The sequence below is a fragment of the Streptococcus sp. SM5 genome (assembly GCF_027497975.1).
In genome coordinates this window covers 49968-69276 of the sequence record NZ_JAJNSC010000008.1, presented here as the reverse complement: position 1 = coordinate 69276, position 19309 = coordinate 49968, and the positions used below count along the sequence as shown (strand labels likewise).

At 42.9% G+C, this 19309-nt stretch carries 22 protein-coding genes; 21 read left to right on the top strand and 1 reads right to left on the bottom strand.

Features of this window, described 5'->3' with window-relative positions; translation table 11 throughout:
- The first annotated feature begins 1 nt into the window (after window position 1).
- From PAN07_RS07720 to PAN07_RS07655, 14 genes are all read left to right on the top strand, one after another.
- Window positions 2–739 carry an acyl-[acyl-carrier-protein] thioesterase gene (locus PAN07_RS07720; RefSeq protein ID WP_269797653.1) on the top strand — a complete coding sequence of 246 codons (738 nt, stop codon included), beginning with the start codon at window positions 2–4 and terminating at the stop codon, window positions 737–739.
- 9 nt (window positions 740–748) lie between these two features.
- A complete protein-coding gene (locus PAN07_RS07715; protein WP_024057503.1) occupies window positions 749–1522 on the top strand; it encodes a TIGR01457 family HAD-type hydrolase in 774 nt (257 codons plus the stop codon).
- The gene (locus PAN07_RS07710; RefSeq protein WP_269797652.1) at window positions 1512–2129 is read left to right on the top strand and encodes a TIGR01906 family membrane protein; all 618 of its coding nucleotides are present in this window, start codon (window positions 1512–1514) and stop codon (window positions 2127–2129) included. Before PAN07_RS07715 ends, PAN07_RS07710 begins: the two co-directional genes overlap by 11 nt.
- 211 nt (window positions 2130–2340) lie before the next feature.
- A complete protein-coding gene (locus tag PAN07_RS07705) occupies window positions 2341–2742 on the top strand; it encodes a Spx/MgsR family RNA polymerase-binding regulatory protein (protein ID WP_000631254.1) in 402 nt (133 codons plus the stop codon).
- A complete protein-coding gene (locus PAN07_RS07700; RefSeq protein ID WP_001041974.1) occupies window positions 2742–3020 on the top strand; it encodes a UPF0223 family protein in 279 nt (92 codons plus the stop codon). Before PAN07_RS07705 ends, PAN07_RS07700 begins: the two co-directional genes overlap by 1 nt.
- Entirely contained in the window at window positions 3010–3783 is a 774-nt protein-coding gene (locus PAN07_RS07695) for an inositol monophosphatase family protein (protein ID WP_269797651.1), read from the top strand. Before PAN07_RS07700 ends, PAN07_RS07695 begins: the two co-directional genes overlap by 11 nt.
- On the top strand, window positions 3784–5088 hold the full coding sequence (locus tag PAN07_RS07690; protein WP_269797650.1) for an RsmF rRNA methyltransferase first C-terminal domain-containing protein: 1305 nt from the start codon (window positions 3784–3786) through the stop codon (window positions 5086–5088).
- A gap of 222 nt (window positions 5089–5310) precedes the next feature.
- On the top strand, window positions 5311–6189 hold the full coding sequence (locus tag PAN07_RS07685; protein ID WP_269797649.1) for a phosphate ABC transporter substrate-binding protein PstS family protein: 879 nt from the start codon (window positions 5311–5313) through the stop codon (window positions 6187–6189).
- Window positions 6189–7106, top strand: coding sequence for a phosphate ABC transporter permease subunit PstC (pstC, locus tag PAN07_RS07680; RefSeq protein ID WP_001070903.1), 918 nt, complete (start codon window positions 6189–6191; stop codon window positions 7104–7106). Before PAN07_RS07685 ends, pstC begins: the two co-directional genes overlap by 1 nt.
- Window positions 7096–7980, top strand: coding sequence for a phosphate ABC transporter permease PstA (gene pstA, locus PAN07_RS07675; protein WP_000543046.1), 885 nt, complete (start codon window positions 7096–7098; stop codon window positions 7978–7980). Before pstC ends, pstA begins: the two co-directional genes overlap by 11 nt.
- Window positions 7981–7990: 10 nt before the next feature.
- Window positions 7991–8794 carry a phosphate ABC transporter ATP-binding protein PstB gene (gene pstB / locus PAN07_RS07670; protein WP_125851778.1) on the top strand — a complete coding sequence of 268 codons (804 nt, stop codon included), beginning with the start codon at window positions 7991–7993 and terminating at the stop codon, window positions 8792–8794.
- A gap of 12 nt (window positions 8795–8806) precedes the next feature.
- Entirely contained in the window at window positions 8807–9565 is a 759-nt protein-coding gene (gene pstB / locus PAN07_RS07665; RefSeq protein ID WP_000133484.1) for a phosphate ABC transporter ATP-binding protein PstB, read from the top strand.
- 11 nt (window positions 9566–9576) lie between these two features.
- A complete protein-coding gene (gene phoU / locus PAN07_RS07660) occupies window positions 9577–10230 on the top strand; it encodes a phosphate signaling complex protein PhoU (RefSeq protein WP_000946460.1) in 654 nt (217 codons plus the stop codon).
- Between the two features lie 157 nt (window positions 10231–10387).
- Window positions 10388–11203: an ABC transporter substrate-binding protein gene (locus tag PAN07_RS07655; RefSeq protein WP_265465195.1), complete on the top strand. Its 816-nt coding sequence runs from the start codon at window positions 10388–10390 to the stop codon at window positions 11201–11203.
- Between the two features lie 126 nt (window positions 11204–11329).
- Here the strand turns inward: PAN07_RS07655 and PAN07_RS07650 are convergent, their stop codons facing one another.
- Window positions 11330–12601, bottom strand: a complete 1272-nt coding sequence (locus PAN07_RS07650) for a PLP-dependent aminotransferase family protein (RefSeq protein ID WP_265465193.1) — start codon at window positions 12599–12601, stop codon at window positions 11330–11332.
- A 141-nt stretch (window positions 12602–12742) separates the two neighbouring features.
- Here PAN07_RS07650 and budA point away from each other — a divergent pair, with 141 nt between their 5' ends.
- From budA to PAN07_RS07615, 7 genes are all read left to right on the top strand, one after another.
- Window positions 12743–13474: an acetolactate decarboxylase gene (gene budA / locus PAN07_RS07645; RefSeq protein ID WP_033681610.1), complete on the top strand. Its 732-nt coding sequence runs from the start codon at window positions 12743–12745 to the stop codon at window positions 13472–13474.
- A gap of 9 nt (window positions 13475–13483) precedes the next feature.
- Window positions 13484–14236 carry a YhfC family glutamic-type intramembrane protease gene (locus tag PAN07_RS07640; RefSeq protein ID WP_269797648.1) on the top strand — a complete coding sequence of 251 codons (753 nt, stop codon included), beginning with the start codon at window positions 13484–13486 and terminating at the stop codon, window positions 14234–14236.
- A 115-nt stretch (window positions 14237–14351) separates the two neighbouring features.
- Window positions 14352–15257, top strand: a complete 906-nt coding sequence (gene murB, locus PAN07_RS07635) for a UDP-N-acetylmuramate dehydrogenase (protein WP_269797647.1) — start codon at window positions 14352–14354, stop codon at window positions 15255–15257.
- Between the two features lie 159 nt (window positions 15258–15416).
- On the top strand, window positions 15417–16574 hold the full coding sequence (locus PAN07_RS07630) for an ABC transporter ATP-binding protein (RefSeq protein WP_000742900.1): 1158 nt from the start codon (window positions 15417–15419) through the stop codon (window positions 16572–16574).
- On the top strand, window positions 16555–17361 hold the full coding sequence (locus PAN07_RS07625; protein ID WP_000753801.1) for an ABC transporter permease: 807 nt from the start codon (window positions 16555–16557) through the stop codon (window positions 17359–17361). Before PAN07_RS07630 ends, PAN07_RS07625 begins: the two co-directional genes overlap by 20 nt.
- Window positions 17358–18131, top strand: a complete 774-nt coding sequence (locus PAN07_RS07620; protein ID WP_000712740.1) for an ABC transporter permease subunit — start codon at window positions 17358–17360, stop codon at window positions 18129–18131. Before PAN07_RS07625 ends, PAN07_RS07620 begins: the two co-directional genes overlap by 4 nt.
- On the top strand, window positions 18128–19198 hold the full coding sequence (locus tag PAN07_RS07615) for an ABC transporter substrate-binding protein (RefSeq protein WP_265465190.1): 1071 nt from the start codon (window positions 18128–18130) through the stop codon (window positions 19196–19198). The genes PAN07_RS07620 and PAN07_RS07615 overlap by 4 nt, the downstream gene beginning before the upstream one ends.
- Window positions 19199–19309: the final 111 nt, after the last annotated feature.

Here is a 19309-nt window from a genome sequence, read left to right as displayed (position 1 = left end):
CATGGGCTTAACTTATCAAATGAAAATGAAAATTCCTTTTGATATGGCTGATATGAATGGTCATGTTAAACTTCCAGATGTGATTTTGTTATCCCTGCAAGTTTCAGGGATGCAGTCGATTGAGTTGGGAGTTAGTGATAAGGCCATTTTGGAAGACTATAATCTGGTCTGGATTATCACAGACTATGATATTGAGGTGGTTCGTTTGCCTCGTTTTGCGGAAGAAATCACCATCGAAACGGAAGCCCTGAGTTACAATCGACTCTTTTGCTACCGTCGCTTTACCATTTGTGATGAAACGGGGCAGGAGCTCATTCACATGATGGCGACCTTTGTTCTCATGGACCGAGACAGTCGAAGAGTTCATGTTGTCGAACCTGAGATTGTGGCTCCTTACCAGTCTGATTTTGATAAAAAACTTATCCGTGGACCAAAGTATGAGTCATTGAACGAGCCAGTCAGCAAGGATTACCATGTCCGTTTTTACGACTTAGATATGAATGGTCATGTTAATAACAGTAAGTATCTGGACTGGATTTTTGAGGTTATGGGAGCTGATTTTTTGACCCAATATATTCCCAAGAAAATCAACCTCAAGTATGTCAAGGAAGTTCGACCAGGTGGGGTGATTACATCGGCTGTTGAACGGACTGGACTGGAAAGCAAGCATGAGATTACAAGCGACGGGGCTACCAATGCCCAAGCAATCATCACTTGGCAAGAAATAAAAAAGGATTAGGGAGAAAGTATGAAATACAAAGGCTATTTAATTGATTTAGACGGAACCATTTATAAGGGGAAGGATCGAATTCCAGCAGGAGAGACTTTTGTCCATGAATTGCAAAAGCGGGATATCCCTTATCTTTTTGTAACAAACAATACAACCCGCACTCCAGAGAGTGTTCAAGAGATGTTGGCTCAGAATTTTAATATCGATACGCCCCGATCGACTGTCTACACAGCGACTTTGGCAACGATCGACTATATGAACGACTTGGGGCTTGAAAAGACCGTCTATGTCATCGGAGAAGCAGGGCTCAAGGAAGCCATCAAGGCAGCTGGTTATGTGGAAGACAAGGATAATCCTGCCTATGTGGTAGTAGGTCTGGACTGGCAAGTTGACTATGAAAAATTTGCGACAGCAACTCTAGCTATTCAAAAAGGTGCCCACTTTATCGGAACCAATCCTGACCTCAACATCCCTACAGAACGTGGGCTTTTGCCGGGGGCTGGTTCACTGATTACCCTTCTTGAAGTGGCAACACGAGTAAAGCCTGTTTATATCGGAAAACCAAATGCCATCATTATGGACAAGGCAGTTGAGCACTTAGGCTTGGAACGTGAAGAGTTGATTATGGTTGGGGACAACTATTTAACAGATATTCGAGCAGGGATTGACAATGGCATTCCAACGCTCTTGGTGACGACAGGTTTTACTAAGGCAGAAGAAGTAGCAGACCTGCCAATCGCACCGACTCATGTGGTTTCTAGCCTTGCGGAGTGGGATTTTGATGAAAACTAAACTGACCTTTTGGGCCTCTATGCTCTTTCTCCTCTCCCTCTCAATCCTTCTGACTATTTATCTGGCTTGGATTGTTTATCCATTGGAAATTCAGTGTCTGAACTTGACGGATCGAGTCTATCTAAAACCAGAAACCATTCAGTACAACTTTCATATCTTGATGAATTACCTGACCAATCCTTTTAGTCAAGTCTTGCAGATGCCTGATTTTCGTTCGTCAGCAGCTGGTCTGCACCACTTTGCGGTGGTCAAGGACCTCTTCCACTTTGTTCAGCTAGTAGCTCTAGTGACACTACCAAGCTTCTATTTCTTTGCCAATAAGATTGTGAAAAAGGGCTTTTTATCTTTATTTAGTAGGGGGCTTCTGGCTCTAGTGCTTTTGCCTTTGCTGATTGGACTTGGAGGAGTTTTGATTGGTTTTGACCAATTCTTCACTCTTTTCCATCAAATTCTTTTTGTGGGAGATGATACTTGGCTTTTTGACCCAGCCAAGGATCCAGTTATTCTGATTTTGCCAGAAACCTTTTTCCTCCATGCCTTCCTCCTCTTTTTTGCCCTCTATGAAAGCTTCTTTGGCTATCTTTATCTAAAAAGTCGTAGGAAGTGAAACGAAAGATGTTCTTATTTCACATGTATAAATTAGGTATGTAATTCGAAACTATTGTTAAGAGTGAATTAACTAAATCAGAAATGTATTAATCGTTCGCAAACAGTCTATTTTTCTTGAAAAAATAGGCTTTTTTTCTAAAAATCTCTAGTCAAGCGCTTTATTTTTTTGTATAATAGAATTAGCAAAGTATAGATAAGAAGAGAAAAGCATGATTACACTATTTCTATCACCGAGCTGTACTTCATGTCGTAAGGCAAAGGCCTGGTTAGAAAAACATAAGGTTCCCTTTGAGGAACACAATATTATGACCAGTCCTTTAACGAGAAAAGAATTGCAACACATTCTTTCCTTGACCGAAAATGGTACTGATGACATCATTTCAACTCGTTCAAAAATTTTTCAAAAATTAGATATTGATGTAGAGAGTATTTCAGTATCGGAATTGCTTCATTTGATTGAGCAGTATCCTAGTCTTTTGCGTCGTCCAATTATTATTGATGCCAAACGTATGCAAATTGGTTTTAATGAAGATGAGATTCGTGCTTTTCTCCCTCGTAGTTACCGTAAGCAAGAACTAAAAGAAGCAAGAATGAGAGCTGGTATTAGTTAATGAACAAACAGTATAGTTACCCACTAGATTTGTCGTGGAGCACTGAAGAACTTGCTTCAGTGCTTTCTTTTTTTAATGATGTTGAAGCTGCCTATGAAGGCAAGGTAGAGGCTAAAAAGTTACTGGACTCCTATAAGGGATTCAAAGCGGTCGTGCCAAGTAAGAGCGAAGAAAAACGTTTGGGACGAGAATTTGAAACGGTTAGTGGCTATTCGCTTTATCGAGCGGTTCAGGCGGCCAAGGAAAAAGGGGAAGGAAAGATTTCTCTTGGAAAGTAAATTTGAATTTGCTAAAGAGCTAATTAAGAAAGCAGGCCAGTATATCCTTGACCACATGCAGGAAGACTTACGTGTTGAGACCAAGTCCTCTCCGACAGACTTGGTGACCCGACTGGACAAGGAAGTTCAGGAATTCTTGGTTAGTGAGATTTTGTCTCGTTATCCTGAGGATAAGATTTGTGCTGAAGAGGGCTGTTTGCGAGCTTCAGTTCAAGAGGGCAAGGTTTGGGTCATTGATCCGATTGATGGGACCAATAATTTTGTAGCCCAGCAGGAAGATTTTGCTGTCATGATGGCTTATTTTGAGAATGGTCAAGGGCAATTTGGTTTGATTTATGATGTGGTCAAGGGGGATTGTTATCACGGTGGTGGTAAGTTTCCGGTTTGTCGAAATGATAAACCCCTAGCTCCCTTTAAAGCCAAACCACTTGGAGATTTTCTCATTGCAGGAAATAGTGGTATGCTGGAAACCAATGAATGGGGGCTGGCTGATTTGAGCCGAGCGGTTCTTGGTGTTCGTGTCTATGGAAGTGCGGCCATTAGTTTTGCCAAGATTTTGTCAGGGCGTTTGTTGACCTATGTTACCTATCTGCAACCATGGGATTATGCTGCGGCTAGTATTTTAGGGGAAAATCTGGGCTATCGGGTTGTGACCCTATCTGGTCAACCGCTTGATTTTCAAACCAGACAGCCAGTCATGATGGTGCCTCTTGAGATGCAGGAGGAAATTCAGTCCTATATTTACGAAAGGAAAAGAACTTAAATGCAATTTCCAGAAGGATTTGTTGAAAAATATGAAGGGATACTAGGAGATGAGGCAAGAGATTTTCTTGCCTCTTTTGAGGAGGAAGCGGTTTCTGCCTTTCGGGTTAATCCTTTAAAAGAAGCGCCAGTTTCCTTTTCTGATGCCATTCCTCAAACCCCTTGGGGCCACTATGGGAAGGTTTCAGGGAAATCGCCTGAGCATGCTACAGGTTTGGTTTATTCGCAAGAACCCGCTGCTCAGATGGTTGCTCAGGTAGCCCAGCCCAGTCCTGGTATGAAAGTCTTGGATTTGGCTGCTGCACCGGGTGGAAAATCAACTCAGCTGGCAGCCTATCTAGCAGGGGAGGGTCTCCTTGTTTCCAATGAAATTTCAAGCAAACGGGCTAAGATTTTAGTAGAAAACATGGAGCGCTTTGGAGCGACAAATGTTGTGGTGACCAATGAATCTGCTGACCGCTTGGCCAAGGTTTTTAAAGGCTATTTTGACCTCATTGTCCTTGATGCTCCTTGCTCTGGTGAAGGGATGTTTCGTAAGCAACCAGATGCTATGGACTATTGGAGCTTAGATTATCCGAGTCAATGTGCTAGTTTGCAAAGAGAAATTCTGGAAGATGCAGTGACCATGCTAGCAGAGGGAGGTCGTCTGGTTTATTCAACCTGTACCTGGGCACCTGAGGAAAACGAAGATATTGTCAACTGGCTGCTGGAAGAGTATGATTTTGATTTGCTACCAGTAGAGCATATCAATGGAATGGTAGCTGGTATTGACTTGCCAGAAACGGCTCGGATGTATCCTCACCATTTTAAGGGAGAGGGTCAGTTTGTAGCTCATCTACAGTTTAAGGGTGAAAATCCAGCACCGAAATATAAGGCAAGTAAGAGTAATCTCAGCCGAGAACAAGTTGCCTTGTGGCAGGAATTTGCCCAAAAACACTTGAAGGTCAATCTAAGAGGGATCTTGCAGACTTTTGGGGATCAACTCTATCTCTTGCCAGAACTCTTGCCAGATTTAGGGAAACTCAAGATTGCTCGCAATGGCCTGCATCTGGGCACTTTTAAGAAGAAACGCTTTGAGCCTAGTTTTGCTCTTGGTCTAGCCTTGAAACCGAGTCAGGTCAAACAGTCGGTTGAAATTGACCAAGAAGAGTTTGTAAAGTATGCGGCTGGAGAGACTGTCCAGCTGGCGGAAAGTCTGCCAAATGGTTGGTACCAAGTTTTGGTTCAAGGCAATGGTTTGGGCTTTGCTAAGGTGACTGGAAATGTTTTGAAAAATTATTTTCCAAAAGGCCTCAGATTCAAGTGAAAATGCTAGTCAAAGTAGCTTGTCTATGTTATAGTGGAAGTATGAATTTTTTTCAAATTGTCTTTTATTTTCAGTCAAAATTTGTTGAGAAGGCAACTGAGCAAATTTCTAGTAAAACTAAGCTAGTAACTTCAGTTGGCTCCCAATTTTAAAAAAGAAAAACATAAATAAATAGTTGAAAAAATTCACAGCATTCACCATTATTTTCAAGGAGAAAAAACAGTGAAAAAAAGGAAAAAACTCGCTCTATCCCTTGCGGCTCTTTTGCTAGCAGGTTCTTTGGCGGGATGTGCTAGCTGGATTGATCGTGGAGAATCCATGACTGCTGTTGGCTCAACGGCTCTTCAGCCCTTGGTCGAAGCAGCAGCAGATGAATTTGGCTCTATGCACATTGGAAAAACAGTTAACGTCCAAGGTGGAGGATCTGGTACAGGTCTGTCTCAGGTTCAGTCTGGAGCCGTTGATGTAGGAAATTCAGACGTATTTGCCGAGGAAAAAGACGGTATCAATGCATCCGCTCTAGTGGACCATAAAGTAGCCGTAGCTGGCTTGGCAGTAATTGTAAATAAGGAAGTTGACGTTGAAAATCTGACAACAGAACAACTCCGTAGCATCTTCACAGGTCAAGTGACCAACTGGAAAGAAGTCGGTGGGAAAGACCTAGCTATTTCGATTATTAACCGTGCGGCAAGTTCTGGTTCGCGTGCAACCTTTGATAGTGTTATCATGGAAGGTCAATCTGCTGTGCAGAGTCAAGAACAGGATTCAAATGGGATGGTTAAAAACATTGTTTCCCAGACACCAGGAGCTATTTCTTACCTAGCCTTTGCCTATGTGGATGACTCGGTGAAACGCATGAAGTTGAATGGCTATGAGCCGATTGCAGAAAATGTTACAACCAATAACTGGCCCTTGTGGTCTTATGAACACATGTATACCCTAGGTCAACCAAATGAATTGGTGGCAGAATTCCTCAACTTTGTCCTCTCTGATGAAGCGCAAAGTGGAATCGTTAAGGGGATGGGCTATATTTCTGTCAAAGAAATGAAGGTTGAAAAAGATGCTGTAGGAACAGTGACAGCACTAGAAGGGAGTCACTAATGAATCAAGAAGAATTAGCTAAAAAATTACTTTCTCCCTCAAAGAACTCTCGTTTAGAGAAATTAGGAAAAGGCTTGACCTTTGCCTGTCTGTCTTTGATTGTCATCATTGTGGCTATGATTTTGATTTTCGTAGCCCAAAAAGGCTTGTCAACCTTCTTTGTAAATGGGGTCAATATCTTTGATTTCCTTTTTGGACAAACTTGGAATCCTTCAGGTAAACAATTTGGTGCCCTTCCTATGATTTTGGGTTCCTTTATTGTCACAATCCTATCAGCCCTTATCGCAACTCCTTTTGCCATTGGTGCGGCAGTCTTTATGACCGAAGTCTCACCAAAAGGTGCTAGAATCTTGCAACCAGCCATTGAATTGCTAGTCGGAATTCCTTCAGTCGTGTATGGATTTATCGGTTTGCAGGTCGTGGTTCCCTTTGTCCGTAGTGTCTTTGGTGGAACTGGTTTTGGGATTTTGTCAGGGATTTTCGTTCTCTTTGTCATGATTTTACCGACGGTAACCTTTATGACAACGGATAGCTTGCGTGCGGTGCCTCGTCACTACCGCGAAGCTAGTTTGGCTATGGGGGCTACTCGTTGGCAAACCATCTGGCGCGTGACCTTGAAGGCGGCGCGTTCAGGGATTTTCACCGCAGTGGTCTTTGGGATGGCGCGTGCCTTTGGTGAGGCCTTGGCCATTCAGATGGTGGTCGGAAACTCAGCCGTTGTCCCAACTTCATTGACAACACCTGCTGCGACCTTGACCTCTGTCTTGACCATGGGTATCGGAAATACCGTTATGGGAACTGTTGACAATAACGTTCTCTGGTCACTGGCCTTAGTCTTGCTCTTGATGAGTTTGGCCTTCAACAGTGTGATTAAATTGATTACGAAAGAAAGAGGAAAGAAAAACTATGCACGCTAAGAAATTAGATAAAATTGCAACAGCTGTCCTCTACTCGATTGCAGGAATTATTGTTGCCATCTTGGCATCCTTGATTCTTTATATCTTGGTTCGTGGTTTGCCCCACATCTCTTGGTCTTTCTTGACTGGCAAATCCTCTTCTTACCAAGCAGGTGGAGGGATTGGAATTCAGCTCTATAATTCCTTCTTCCTTCTGGTCATTACCTTGATTATCTCTGTGCCTTTGTCTATGGGAGCTGGAATTTTCCTAGCTGAATACGCCAAAAAGGGTCCTGTTACCAACTTTGTCAGAACCTGTATTGAAATCTTATCTTCACTGCCATCAGTGGTTGTCGGTCTCTTTGGTTACTTGATCTTTGTAGTTCAGTTTGAGTATGGATTTTCAATCATCTCAGGTGCCTTGGCCTTGACGGTCTTTAACCTGCCTCAGATGACTCGTAACGTTGAAGACAGCTTGAAACACGTTCACCATACGCAACGTGAGGCCGGCTTGGCCCTTGGAATTTCTCGTTGGGAGACAGTTGTCCATGTGGTCATTCCAGAAGCCCTTCCAGGTATTGTGACTGGGGTCGTCTTAGCTTCTGGTCGTATCTTTGGTGAGGCTGCTGCCCTTATCTATACAGCAGGACAATCCGCTCCAGCCCTTGACTGGTCTAACTGGAATATTCTCAGTGTAACTAGCCCAATCTCTATCTTCCGTCAAGCAGAAACCTTGGCTGTCCACATCTGGAAAGTCAATAGTGAAGGAACCATTCCTGATGGCACCATCGTATCAGCAGGTTCTGCGGCCGTGCTCCTCATCTTTATCCTCATCTTTAACTTTGGAGCCCGTAAACTCGGAAGCTACCTACATAAGAAATTAACCGCTGCCTAAAGGAGAAGCCATGTCAAAATATAATTGGGATGAAAAGCATATCATCACCTTTCCTGAAGAGAAAGTGGCCCTCTCTACTAAGGATTTACATGTTTACTACGGTAAAAATGAATCCATTAAGGGCATCGATATGCAATTTGAAAAGAATAAAATTACGGCCTTAATTGGCCCTTCTGGTTCAGGGAAATCAACCTACCTCCGCAGTCTCAACCGTATGAATGATACCATTGATATTGCCAAGGTAACAGGTCAAATTCTCTATGAAGGGATTGATGTTAACCGTCCAGAAATCAATGTTTATGAGATGCGTAAGCACATCGGGATGGTCTTCCAACGACCAAATCCTTTTGCCAAGTCTATCTACCGCAATATCACTTTTGCCCATGAGCGTGCAGGAGTTAAGGACAAGCAAGTCTTAGATGAAATTGTGGAAACCTCTCTTCGTCAGGCTGCCCTTTGGGACCAGGTTAAAGACGATTTGCACAAGTCAGCTTTGACCCTATCAGGTGGTCAGCAGCAACGTCTCTGTATCGCTCGTGCTATCTCTGTTAAACCAGATATCCTCTTAATGGATGAGCCGGCGTCAGCGCTAGATCCGATTGCGACAGCCCAGCTAGAAGAAACTATGTTGGAATTGAAAAAAGACTTTACCATTATCATCGTAACCCACAGTATGCAGCAGGCTGCGCGTGCTAGTGACTACACAGGATTTTTCTACTTGGGTGACTTGATAGAGTACGATAAGACCTCTAATATTTTCCAAAATGCCAAACTACAGTCAACCAATGACTACGTAACAGGACACTTTGGATAGAAAGGAAACAGTATGACAGAAGCGATTTTACAGGTATCAGACCTGTCCGTTTACTACAATCAAAAAAAGGCCTTGAATAGTGTTTCCCTATCTTTCCAACCTAAGGAAATTACAGCCTTGATCGGTCCATCTGGATCAGGGAAATCAACCCTCCTCAAGGCTATCAACCGCATGGGGGATCTCAATCCAGAGGTGACCACAACTGGTTCGGTGGTTTACAACGGCCACAACATCTACAGCCCACGTACAGATACAGTTGAATTGCGTAAGGAAATCGGCATGGTTTTCCAACAACCAAACCCTTTCCCTATGTCTATCTACGAAAATGTTGTTTATGGGCTTCGTATCAATGGAGTTAAAGACAAGCAGGTTCTGGATGAAGCGGTAGAAAAAGCCTTGCAACGAGCTTCTATCTGGGATGAGGTCAAGGACCGCTTGCATGATTCAGCTATTGGGCTTTCAGGTGGACAACAGCAACGTGTCTGTGTTGCCCGTGTCTTGGCAACCAGCCCTAAAATCATTCTTTTGGATGAACCGACTTCAGCCTTGGACCCTATCTCGGCTGGTAAGATTGAGGAAACTTTGTATGGTCTAAAAGATAAATACACCATGCTCTTGGTTACGCGTTCCATGCAACAAGCCTCTCGTATTTCTGACAAGACAGGATTTTTCCTAGATGGAGATCTGATCGAGTTTAACGATACCAAGAAGATGTTCCTCAACCCACAACACAAGGAAACAGAAGATTATATTTCAGGAAAATTTGGATAAGGAGATAAATGATGTTACGTTCTCAATTTGAGGAAGATTTAGAGAAATTGCACAACCAGTTCTATGCTATGGGACAAGAAGTGCTATCCCAAATCAATCGGACAGTGCGTGCCTTTGTTACGCATGACCGTGATTTGGCCAAGGAAGTCATCGAAGACGATGCAGAAGTAAACGAATACGAAGTGAAATTGGAGAAGAAATCATTTGAAATGATTGCCCTTCAACAACCAGTTTCTCAAGACTTGCGTACCGTTTTGACAGTCTTGAAGGCTGTATCTGACTTGGAACGTATGGGGGACCATGCCGTTTCCATTGCAAGAGCAGCCATTCGTATGAAGGGGGAGCAACGCATCCCAGCTGTTGAAGAAGAAATTAAGAGAATGGGGCGTGATGTCAAGAACTTCGTTGAAGCAGCCCTTGAACTCTATCTCAATGGTTCAGTGGATCAGGCCTATGAAGTAGCAGCCATGGACGAAAAAATCAACCATTACTTTGATAGCATTCGTGACTTGGCTACAGAAGAAATCAAGAAAAATCCTGATGCCATTGTTACAGGTCGTGATTACTTCCAAGTGATTGCCTTCTTGGAACGCATTGGAGACTATGCTAAGAATATCTGTGAATGGGTTGTTTACTTTGAAACAGGTAAGATTGTCGAACTATAAAATAGTTTCATTCTGTATAAAAAGGAGCTTGAAATCAATTAATAGCTCCTTTTGTTGAATGAAAAAAATATTTTTAAGATAAAAATTCAAAAAATACTTGACAAGCAACTTGGATAGCGTTATAATTATACAAAATCAACAGAAGGGTTGTTTATTTATGAAATCAAAAAAATGGATATTTGTTTTATGTAGTTTTCTTGCAAGTTTCTTCTTAGTAGCTTGTCAGTCGGATTCTAATGTTTATCAGTCAGCTGTTGAGGCCATTAAGCAAAAGGGAAAATTAGTTGTGGCGACTAGTCCTGATTATGCACCCTTTGAATTCCAAGCCTTGGTTGACGGAAAAAATCAGGTAGTCGGTGCGGACATTGATATGGCCCAAGCTATCGCTGATGAACTTGGGGTGAAGTTGGAAATTTCAAGCATGAGTTTTGATAATGTCTTGACCAGTCTTCAAACTGGTAAGGCTGATCTAGCGGTTGCGGGAATTAGCGCTACTGACGAGAGAAAAGAAGTCTTTGATTTTTCAATCCCTTACTATGAAAACAAGATTAGTTTCTTGGTTCGTAAGGCTGATGAAGAAAAATACAAGGATTTAACTAGCCTAGAAAGTGCTAATATTGCGGCCCAAAAAGGGACTGTTCCAGAATCTATGGTCAAGGAACAATTGCCAAAAGCTCAATTGACTTCCCTAGCTAATATGGGTGAAGCTGTTAATGAATTACAGGCTGGAAAAGTAGATGCTGTTCACATGGATGAGCCTGTTGCCCTTAGCTATGCTGCTAAAAATGCAGACTTAGCTGTCGCAACTGTCAGCTTGAAGATGAAGGACGGCGAAGCTAATGCAGTTGCCCTTAGAAAAAATAGTGCTGATTTGAAAGAAGTGGTGGACAAGGTCATCCAAAAACTCAAGGATGACGGCACCTACCAAAAATATCTTGAAAAAGCGGCAACCTTAACAGAAGTTGAAGAATAATACTCAATGAAAATCAAAGAGCAAACTAGGAAGCTAGCCGCAAGCTGTACTTGAGTACGGTAAGGCGACGCTGACGTGGTTTGAATTTGATTTTCGAAGAGTATAAGAAAAAAGCAGAGTTGGAAGTCAATCCAATTCTGCTTTTAAATAGTTTAAAACCTTTTCCAGATTTTCTAAGGATACCTTGGCAAATTGATAAGGGCAGGCATCCAAGTAAGCCTCCTCAAAGAAGTCCAATTTCAGCTGACTGTGTTTTAGGCTGGCGATTTTAGGATACTGTCTGAGATCGAGCAATAAACCATCGTGTAGGGGATAATGAGGAAGGGGACAAGGTGTTTTAGTTAAGATTTCCTCGATTTGTTTTTGGTAGTCTTCCTGATTGGATAAGCGAGCTAGACGGTTTTTCTCAAACAATTGACTGTCAATATAGAGTGACAGGGCCTTTTGCATGATAAGGTTGCTATCGTAGTCTAGGATATTTTTGTAGGCCATAAAGGCTTCTTTGATACCATTTGGAAGGATGAGTGCTGTTATCCGCAGGGCTGGAAAGAGGCTGGTTGAGAAGGACTTGATATAAATAACGCGCTCCTCTGTATCTAGATAGTGGAAGGTCTGGCCCTTTTTGGAGTCCAAATCCCCCAAATAGTCGTCCTCGACGATATAGACACCATACTTGGCAGTTAAGTCAAGAATAGCTCGTTTGTCCTGCTCAGAATAGGAATGTCCCAGAGGATAGTGAAAACGAGGAATGGTATAGAAAAACTTAATTTTTCCTGTTTTGAAGTGGTCTTCCAGTTCCTCCAAGTCAATTCCATCAATGCCTCGTTCAATCGTTTGATAGTCCAGACCCTGTGCAATCAAGAGGCGATTCATCCGATGGTAGGTCGGCTTTTCCACCAAGATTTCCTTGGCTTGGCTAGGAAAGGATATTTGAGAAAGGATAAACAAGGCTTGTTGGGTGCCAGAAGTCAGTACCAGTTGGTCAGCCTTGCAGTAGAGGGCTTGGTCAAAGAGAAGTTTATGGATAGACTGTCTTAGGTCTTCTAAACCTTCTTGGTTGTCATAATAGTTGAAGAGGTAGTTTTCCCGGCCAATTAAGGTTTCATTGACGCAGAGTCGGAAGTCGTCATAGGCGCTGGCATGTTCTTCAGTGACTTCGATTTCTAGGTCTTGATGTTGTCCTTGTTCTAGAACATAATAGCCACTCTGGGGCTTGGCATAGAGGTATTGTTCGTGTCGTAATTCCAGCAGTGCTCGTTGAATGGTGTCCTTGCTACAATGAAAGTCAAGACTCAGTTGACGGATAGAAGGCAGGCGACTTCCCGTTGGAAAACGTCCAGACTCGATGCCATTTTTCAGATAGGAAACGACCTCTTGGTACTTGCTTTGTTTCTTCATTCCAGACCTCCCTTGATTTTGTTACATTGTACCTTTTTTTTTCCTTCTTGGCAATGTCTAGGGTGTTTCTCTCGTACACATCTAGGGGCAAATGTGGTATACTTAGGAGTAAGATTTATAGAATAACAGAAAAGAAAGTGAATGGATAAGAACGTGCAGGAACCAGTGAAATTATTTCAATACAATACCCTTGGAGCCTTGATGGCAGGCCTTTATGGTGGTACCATGACAGTGGGAGAATTGCTAGAGCATGGAGACCTTGGTTTGGGAACCTTGGATTCCATTGATGGAGAATTGATTGTCTTGGATGGCAAGGCTTATCAGGCCAAAGGATCAGGCGACCAGCCAGAGATTGTGGAGGTATCACCAGATGCCCTTATTCCTTATGCAGCAGTAGTACCGCATCAGGCAGAGGTTATTTTCCGCCAGCGCTTTGAGATGACAGACAAAGAGTTGGAAGAACGAATTGAGTCTTATTATGATGGGGAAAATCTTTTCCGCTCTATCAAGATTCGTGGGGAATTTTCACATATGCATGTGCGTATGATTCCCAAGTCAACACCAGAGACCAAGTTTGCTGATGTCGCAACCCATCAACCTGAATATCGTCGAGACAATGTAGCAGGAACCATCGTTGGTTTCTGGACGCCAGAGATTTTCCATGGAGTCAGTGTGGCAGGCTATCATCTACACTTCATCTCAGATGATTTGACCTTCGGTGGGCATGTCATGGACTTTGTCATCAAGGAAGGGATTATCGAGGTGGGAGCGGTTGACCAGTTGGACCAACGTTTTCCAGTCCAAGATCGTCAATACTTGTTTGCTAAGTTCAATGTTGACGAGATGAAAAAAGATATTGAAAAGGCGGAATAGGAGAAGAAAATGACCATTCATATCATTATTACCATGTTGCTGTTGCTGGCTTTTTTGATAGGAAGCATTTGGTATGCCAAAAAGAAACACCAGATTAATCTAGCTGTCTTGGGCTTGGGGGCTGTTGCCTTCTTTGTCTCTTCACAGATTTTGGAAAAACTGGTGCATATCTTGGTTTTACATCCTCAAAAAGACGGTAGTATTGCCCTCTTGCAAGATCATCCACTTGTCTATATCATCTATGGCATAGCCATGGCAGCCTTTTTTGAGGAAACTGCTCGTCTTGTTTTCTTCAAATGGTTGGAGAAAAAGAGAAGTTTGGACAAGGCAGACGCCTTGGCTTATGGGTTAGGTCATGGTGGTTTGGAATTGATTTTCCTGGGCCTTACTAGTTTGATTAATCTCTACATTGTTCTCTCAGCAGTTCAAACTCAGAATCCACAGGTCATGCAATTGCTGTCTGAAAATATGTTGAAAACCATCCAGTCGCTGTCTGTCTGGCAGATTTATTTGCTTGGTTTTGAACGGATTTTGGCTCTAGGATTCCAATTGCTGTTGACAGTTTGGGTTTACCAAGCTGTTCGCCAGAAGAAATGGACTTATCTCCTAGCAGCCTATGGCCTCCATGCCTTCTTTGATCTAGCTCCATCTTTAGCCCAAGTTGGCTGGTTGACCAATCCAGTCTTGGTTGAAGTGTTCCTAGCACTGGAGCTCGTTCTGCTTGCCTATGGAACCAAGGCAATCTTTTGCAAAAAATCATAAGAAAAAGGGGGGGAACCTCTTTTTCTTATGCAAAAACCAAACGAGATTTTTTTAGGGTCGTCAAATGGTCTTAAAAATGGTATAATGGAATGAATTTTGTAAAAGGAAGAGTGTCATGTCAGTAAAAGAAAAAATGCTTGAAATCTTAGAAGGAATTGATATCCGTTTCAAGGAACCCTTGCATAGCTATAGTTATACAAAAGTAGGTGGAGAGGCTGATTATCTGGTCTTTCCACGAAATCATTTTGAGTTGGCTCGCGTTGTCAAATTTGCCAATCAAGAAGATATCCCTTGGATGGTTCTTGGAAATGCTAGCAACATCATCGTTCGTGATGGTGGGATTCGTGGATTTGTCATCTTGTGTGACAAGCTCAATAATGTTTCCGTTGATGGCTATACCATTGAAGCTGAAGCTGGTGCTAACTTGATTGAAACAACTCGCATTGCCCTTCGTCATAGTTTGACTGGTTTTGAGTTTGCATGTGGCATTCCTGGAAGTGTTGGTGGTGCTGTCTTTATGAATGCGGGTGCCTATGGTGGTGAGATTGCCCACATCTTGCAGTCTTGTAAGGTCTTGACCAAGGATGGAGAAATCGAAACTCTTTCTGCCAAGGACTTGGCTTTTGGTTACCGCCACTCAGCCATTCAGGAGTCAGGTGCAGTTGTCTTGTCAGCTAAATTTGCCCTAGCCCCAGGAAGCCATCCGGTTATCAAGCAAGAAATGGATCGCTTGACGCATCTACGTGAACTCAAGCAACCTTTAGAATACCCATCTTGTGGTTCGGTCTTTAAGCGTCCAGTAGGGCATTTTGCAGGTCAGTTAATTTCTGAAGCTGGCTTGAAAGGCTATCGTATTGGTGGAGTAGAAGTCTCAGAAAAACACGCAGGTTTTATGATCAATGTCGCTGATGGAACGGCTAAAGACTACGAGGACTTGATTGAGTCTGTTATCGAAAAAGTCAAGGAACACTCTGGCGTTACTCTTGAGAGAGAAGTTCGTATCTTGGGTGAAAGCAAGTAGGAAGCTGTAGTTGAAAAGCTGCTGCTATGTCATGGAAAGGGGGTGAAAGCCTATCGTCAGTGCAGAAGAATGTAGGCAGTTCAATCTCCTACGCGAGGTAGTAGCGGCCTGACAGAGCCCTGATCTGTTAATCTATGAAAAAGAAGGAATAAATGACAATTGAAAAAACCAATTATTGAATTCAAAAACGTCTCTAAAGTTTTTGAAGACAGCAACACCAAGGTTCTCAAAGATATCAACTTTGAGTTGGAAGAAGGGAAGTTCTATACTCTTCTAGGCGCGTCTGGTTCAGGGAAATCAACTATCCTTAACATCATTGCAGGTTTACTGGATGCGACGACAGGAGATATTTTGCTGGATGGTGTCCGTATCAATGACATCCCAACCAACAAGCGAGATGTGCATACGGTCTTCCAATCCTATGCCTTGTTTCCACATATGAATGTGTTTGAAAATGTTGCTTTTCCACTTCGCTTGCGTAAAATTGACAAGAAAGAAATCGAGCAGCGCGTAGCGGAAGTTCTCAAGATGGTTCAGTTGGAAGGTTACGAAAAACGTTCCATCCGTAAACTCTCTGGAGGACAACGTCAGCGTGTGGCTATTGCCCGTGCCATCATCAACCAACCCCGTGTGGTTTTGTTGGACGAGCCTTTGTCAGCGTTGGACTTGAAATTAAGAACAGATATGCAGTATGAGCTGCGTGAACTGCAACAACGATTGGGAATCACCTTTGTTTTTGTTACTCACGATCAGGAAGAAGCTTTGGCTATGAGTGACTGGATTTTTGTCATGAATGATGGCGAGATTGTCCAGTCTGGAACGCCAGTGGACATCTACGATGAGCCAATTAACCACTTTGTTGCCACCTTTATCGGTGAGTCAAATATCTTGCCAGGAACCATGATTGAGGACTACTTGGTTGAGTTTAACGGCAAACGCTTTGAAGCGGTCGATGGGGGGATGAAGCCAAATGAGCCAGTCGAAGTCGTGATTCGTCCAGAAGACTTGCGCATTACCCTTCCTGAAGAAGGCAAGCTCCAAGTTAAGGTCGATACCCAGCTCTTCCGTGGGGTTCACTATGAAATTATCGCCTATGACGAACTTGGAAATGAATGGATGATCCACTCGACTCGTAAGGCCATCGTGGGTGAGGAAATCGGTCTGGACTTTGAACCAGAAGACATCCACATCATGCGCCTCAATGAAACAGAAGAAGAGTTCGATGCTCGAATCGAAGAATATGTGGAAATCGAAGAGCAAGAAGCAGGTCTGATCAATGCAATCGAGGAGGAAAGAGATGAAGAAAACAAGCTCTAAACTCTTTGTAGTGCCCTACATGCTTTGGATTGCCCTCTTTGTTCTCGCACCCTTGGTCTTGATTTTTGGACAATCTTTTTTCAACATCGAAGGCCAGTTCAGTTTAGAAAACTATAAATCCTACTTTGCGTCACAAAACTTGACCTATCTCAAAATGAGCTTCAACTCTGTGCTCTATGCAGGGATTGTGACCTTTGTAACCCTCCTTATCAGCTATCCAACAGCCCTCTTTTTGACCCGTCTCAAACACCGTCAACTCTGGCTTATGCTGATTATCCTGCCAACCTGGATCAATCTGCTCCTCAAGGCCTATGCCTTTATTGGGATTTTTGGTCAGAATGGTTCTATTAACCAATTCTTGGAATTTATCGGAATCGGTTCACAACAGTTGCTCTTTACCGATTTCTCCTTTATCTTTGTCGCAAGCTATATCGAGCTTCCCTTTATGATTTTGCCGATTTTCAATGTCTTGGACGATATGGATAACAACCTCATCAATGCTAGCTATGACCTCGGTGCGACCAAGTGGGAGACCTTCCGCCATGTCATCTTCCCTCTATCGATGAATGGAGTGAGAAGTGGGGTTCAGTCGGTCTTTATCCCAAGTTTGAGTCTCTTCATGCTGACCCGTTTGATCGGTGGGAACCGCGTTATCACCTTGGGGACAGCCATTGAGCAGAACTTCCTGACCAATGACAACTACGGTATGGGTTCTACCATCGGTGTGATTCTCATCCTGACCATGTTCATCACCATGTGGGTGACTAAGGAAAGGAGAGAACGATGAAAAAATTTGCCAACCTTTATCTGGGACTGGTCTTTCTTGTCCTCTACCTGCCGATATTTTATCTGATTGGTTACGCCTTTAATGCAGGCAATGATATGAACAGCTTTACGGGCTTTAGCTTGAGCCATTTTAAAACCATGTTTGGCGATGGTCGCCTCATGTTGATTGTGACTCAGACCTTTTTCTTGGCCTTTCTGTCAGCCTTGATTGCGACCATTATCGGGACTTTCGGTGCCATTTACATCTACCAGTCTCGTAAGAAATACCAAGAAGCCTTTCTATCACTCAATAATATCCTCATGGTTGCGCCTGACGTTATGATTGGTGCCAGCTTCTTGATTCTTTTTACTCAACTCAAGTTTTCACTTGGCTTTTTGACCGTTCTATCTAGTCACGTGGCCTTCTCCATTCCTATCGTGGTCTTGATGGTCTTGCCACGACTTAAAGAAATGAACGGTGACATGATTCATGCGGCCTATGACTTGGGAGCAAGTCAATTTCAGATGTTTAAGGAAATCATGCTTCCTTACCTAACTCCGTCTATCATAGCAGGTTATTTCATGGCCTTCACCTATTCGCTAGATGACTTTGCCGTGACCTTCTTTGTAACGGGAAATGGCTTTTCAACCTTGTCCGTCGAGATTTATTCTCGTGCTCGGAAGGGTATTTCGTTAGAGATCAATGCCCTGTCTGCCCTTGTTTTTCTCTTTAGTATTATCCTAGTGGTTGGATATTACTTTATCTCACGTGAGAAGGAGGAGCAAGCATGAAAAAACTCTATTCATTTTTAGCAGGAATTGCTGCGATTATCCTGGTCTTGTGGGGAATTGCGACGCATCTAGACAGTAAAATCAATAGCCGAGATAGTCAAAAATTGGTTATCTACAACTGGGGTGACTATATCGATCCAGAACTCTTGGAGCAATTCACAGAAGAAACAGGAATCCAAGTCCAGTATGAGACCTTTGACTCCAACGAAGCCATGTATACCAAGATCAAGCAGGGTGGAACGACCTACGATATCGCCATTCCTAGTGAGTACATGATTAACAAGATGAAGGACGAAGACCTCTTGGTACCGCTTGACTATTCAAAACTTGAAGGTCTTGAAAATATCGGACCAGAGTTCCTCAACCAGTCCTTTGACCCAGGCAATAAATTCTCCATCCCTTACTTCTGGGGTACCTTGGGAATTGTCTACAATGAAACCATGGTAGATGAGGCGCCTGAGCATTGGGATGACCTTTGGAAGCCAGAGTATAAGAACTCTATCATGCTCTTTGATGGGGCGCGTGAGGTATTGGGACTAGGGCTTAACTCATTTGGCTACAGCCTCAACTCCAAGGATCCACAGCAGTTGGAAGAAACAGTAGACAAACTCTACAAATTGACTCCAAATATCAAGGCAATCGTTGCGGACGAGATGAAGGGCTACATGATTCAGAACAATGCTGCTATCGGCGTGACCTTCTCTGGTGAAGCCAGCCAAATGCTAGAAAAAAATGAAAATCTACGCTATGTGGTACCGACAGAGGCCAGCAACCTTTGGTTTGACAATATGGTCATTCCCAAAACAGTCAAAAACCAAGACGCAGCCTATGCCTTTATCAACTTTATGTTGAAACCCGAAAATGCTCTTAAAAATGCAGAGTATGTCGGCTATTCAACACCAAACCTACCAGCTAAGGAATTGCTCCCAGAGGAGAAGAAAGAAGATAAGGCCTTCTATCCTGATGCTGAAACCATGAAACACCTAGAAGTTTATGAGAAATTTGACCATAAATGGACAGGAAAATATAGCGACCTCTTCCTACAGTTTAAAATGTATCGGAAGTAGGAGTAGAACTTAAGAAAACGAATCAGTCAGCTGGTTCGTTTTTTAATAGAAGTCAGCTTTTATAGCCATATCTTTTTCTATTCTAGTTGCTTATTTTCTTGCCTAGTAGTA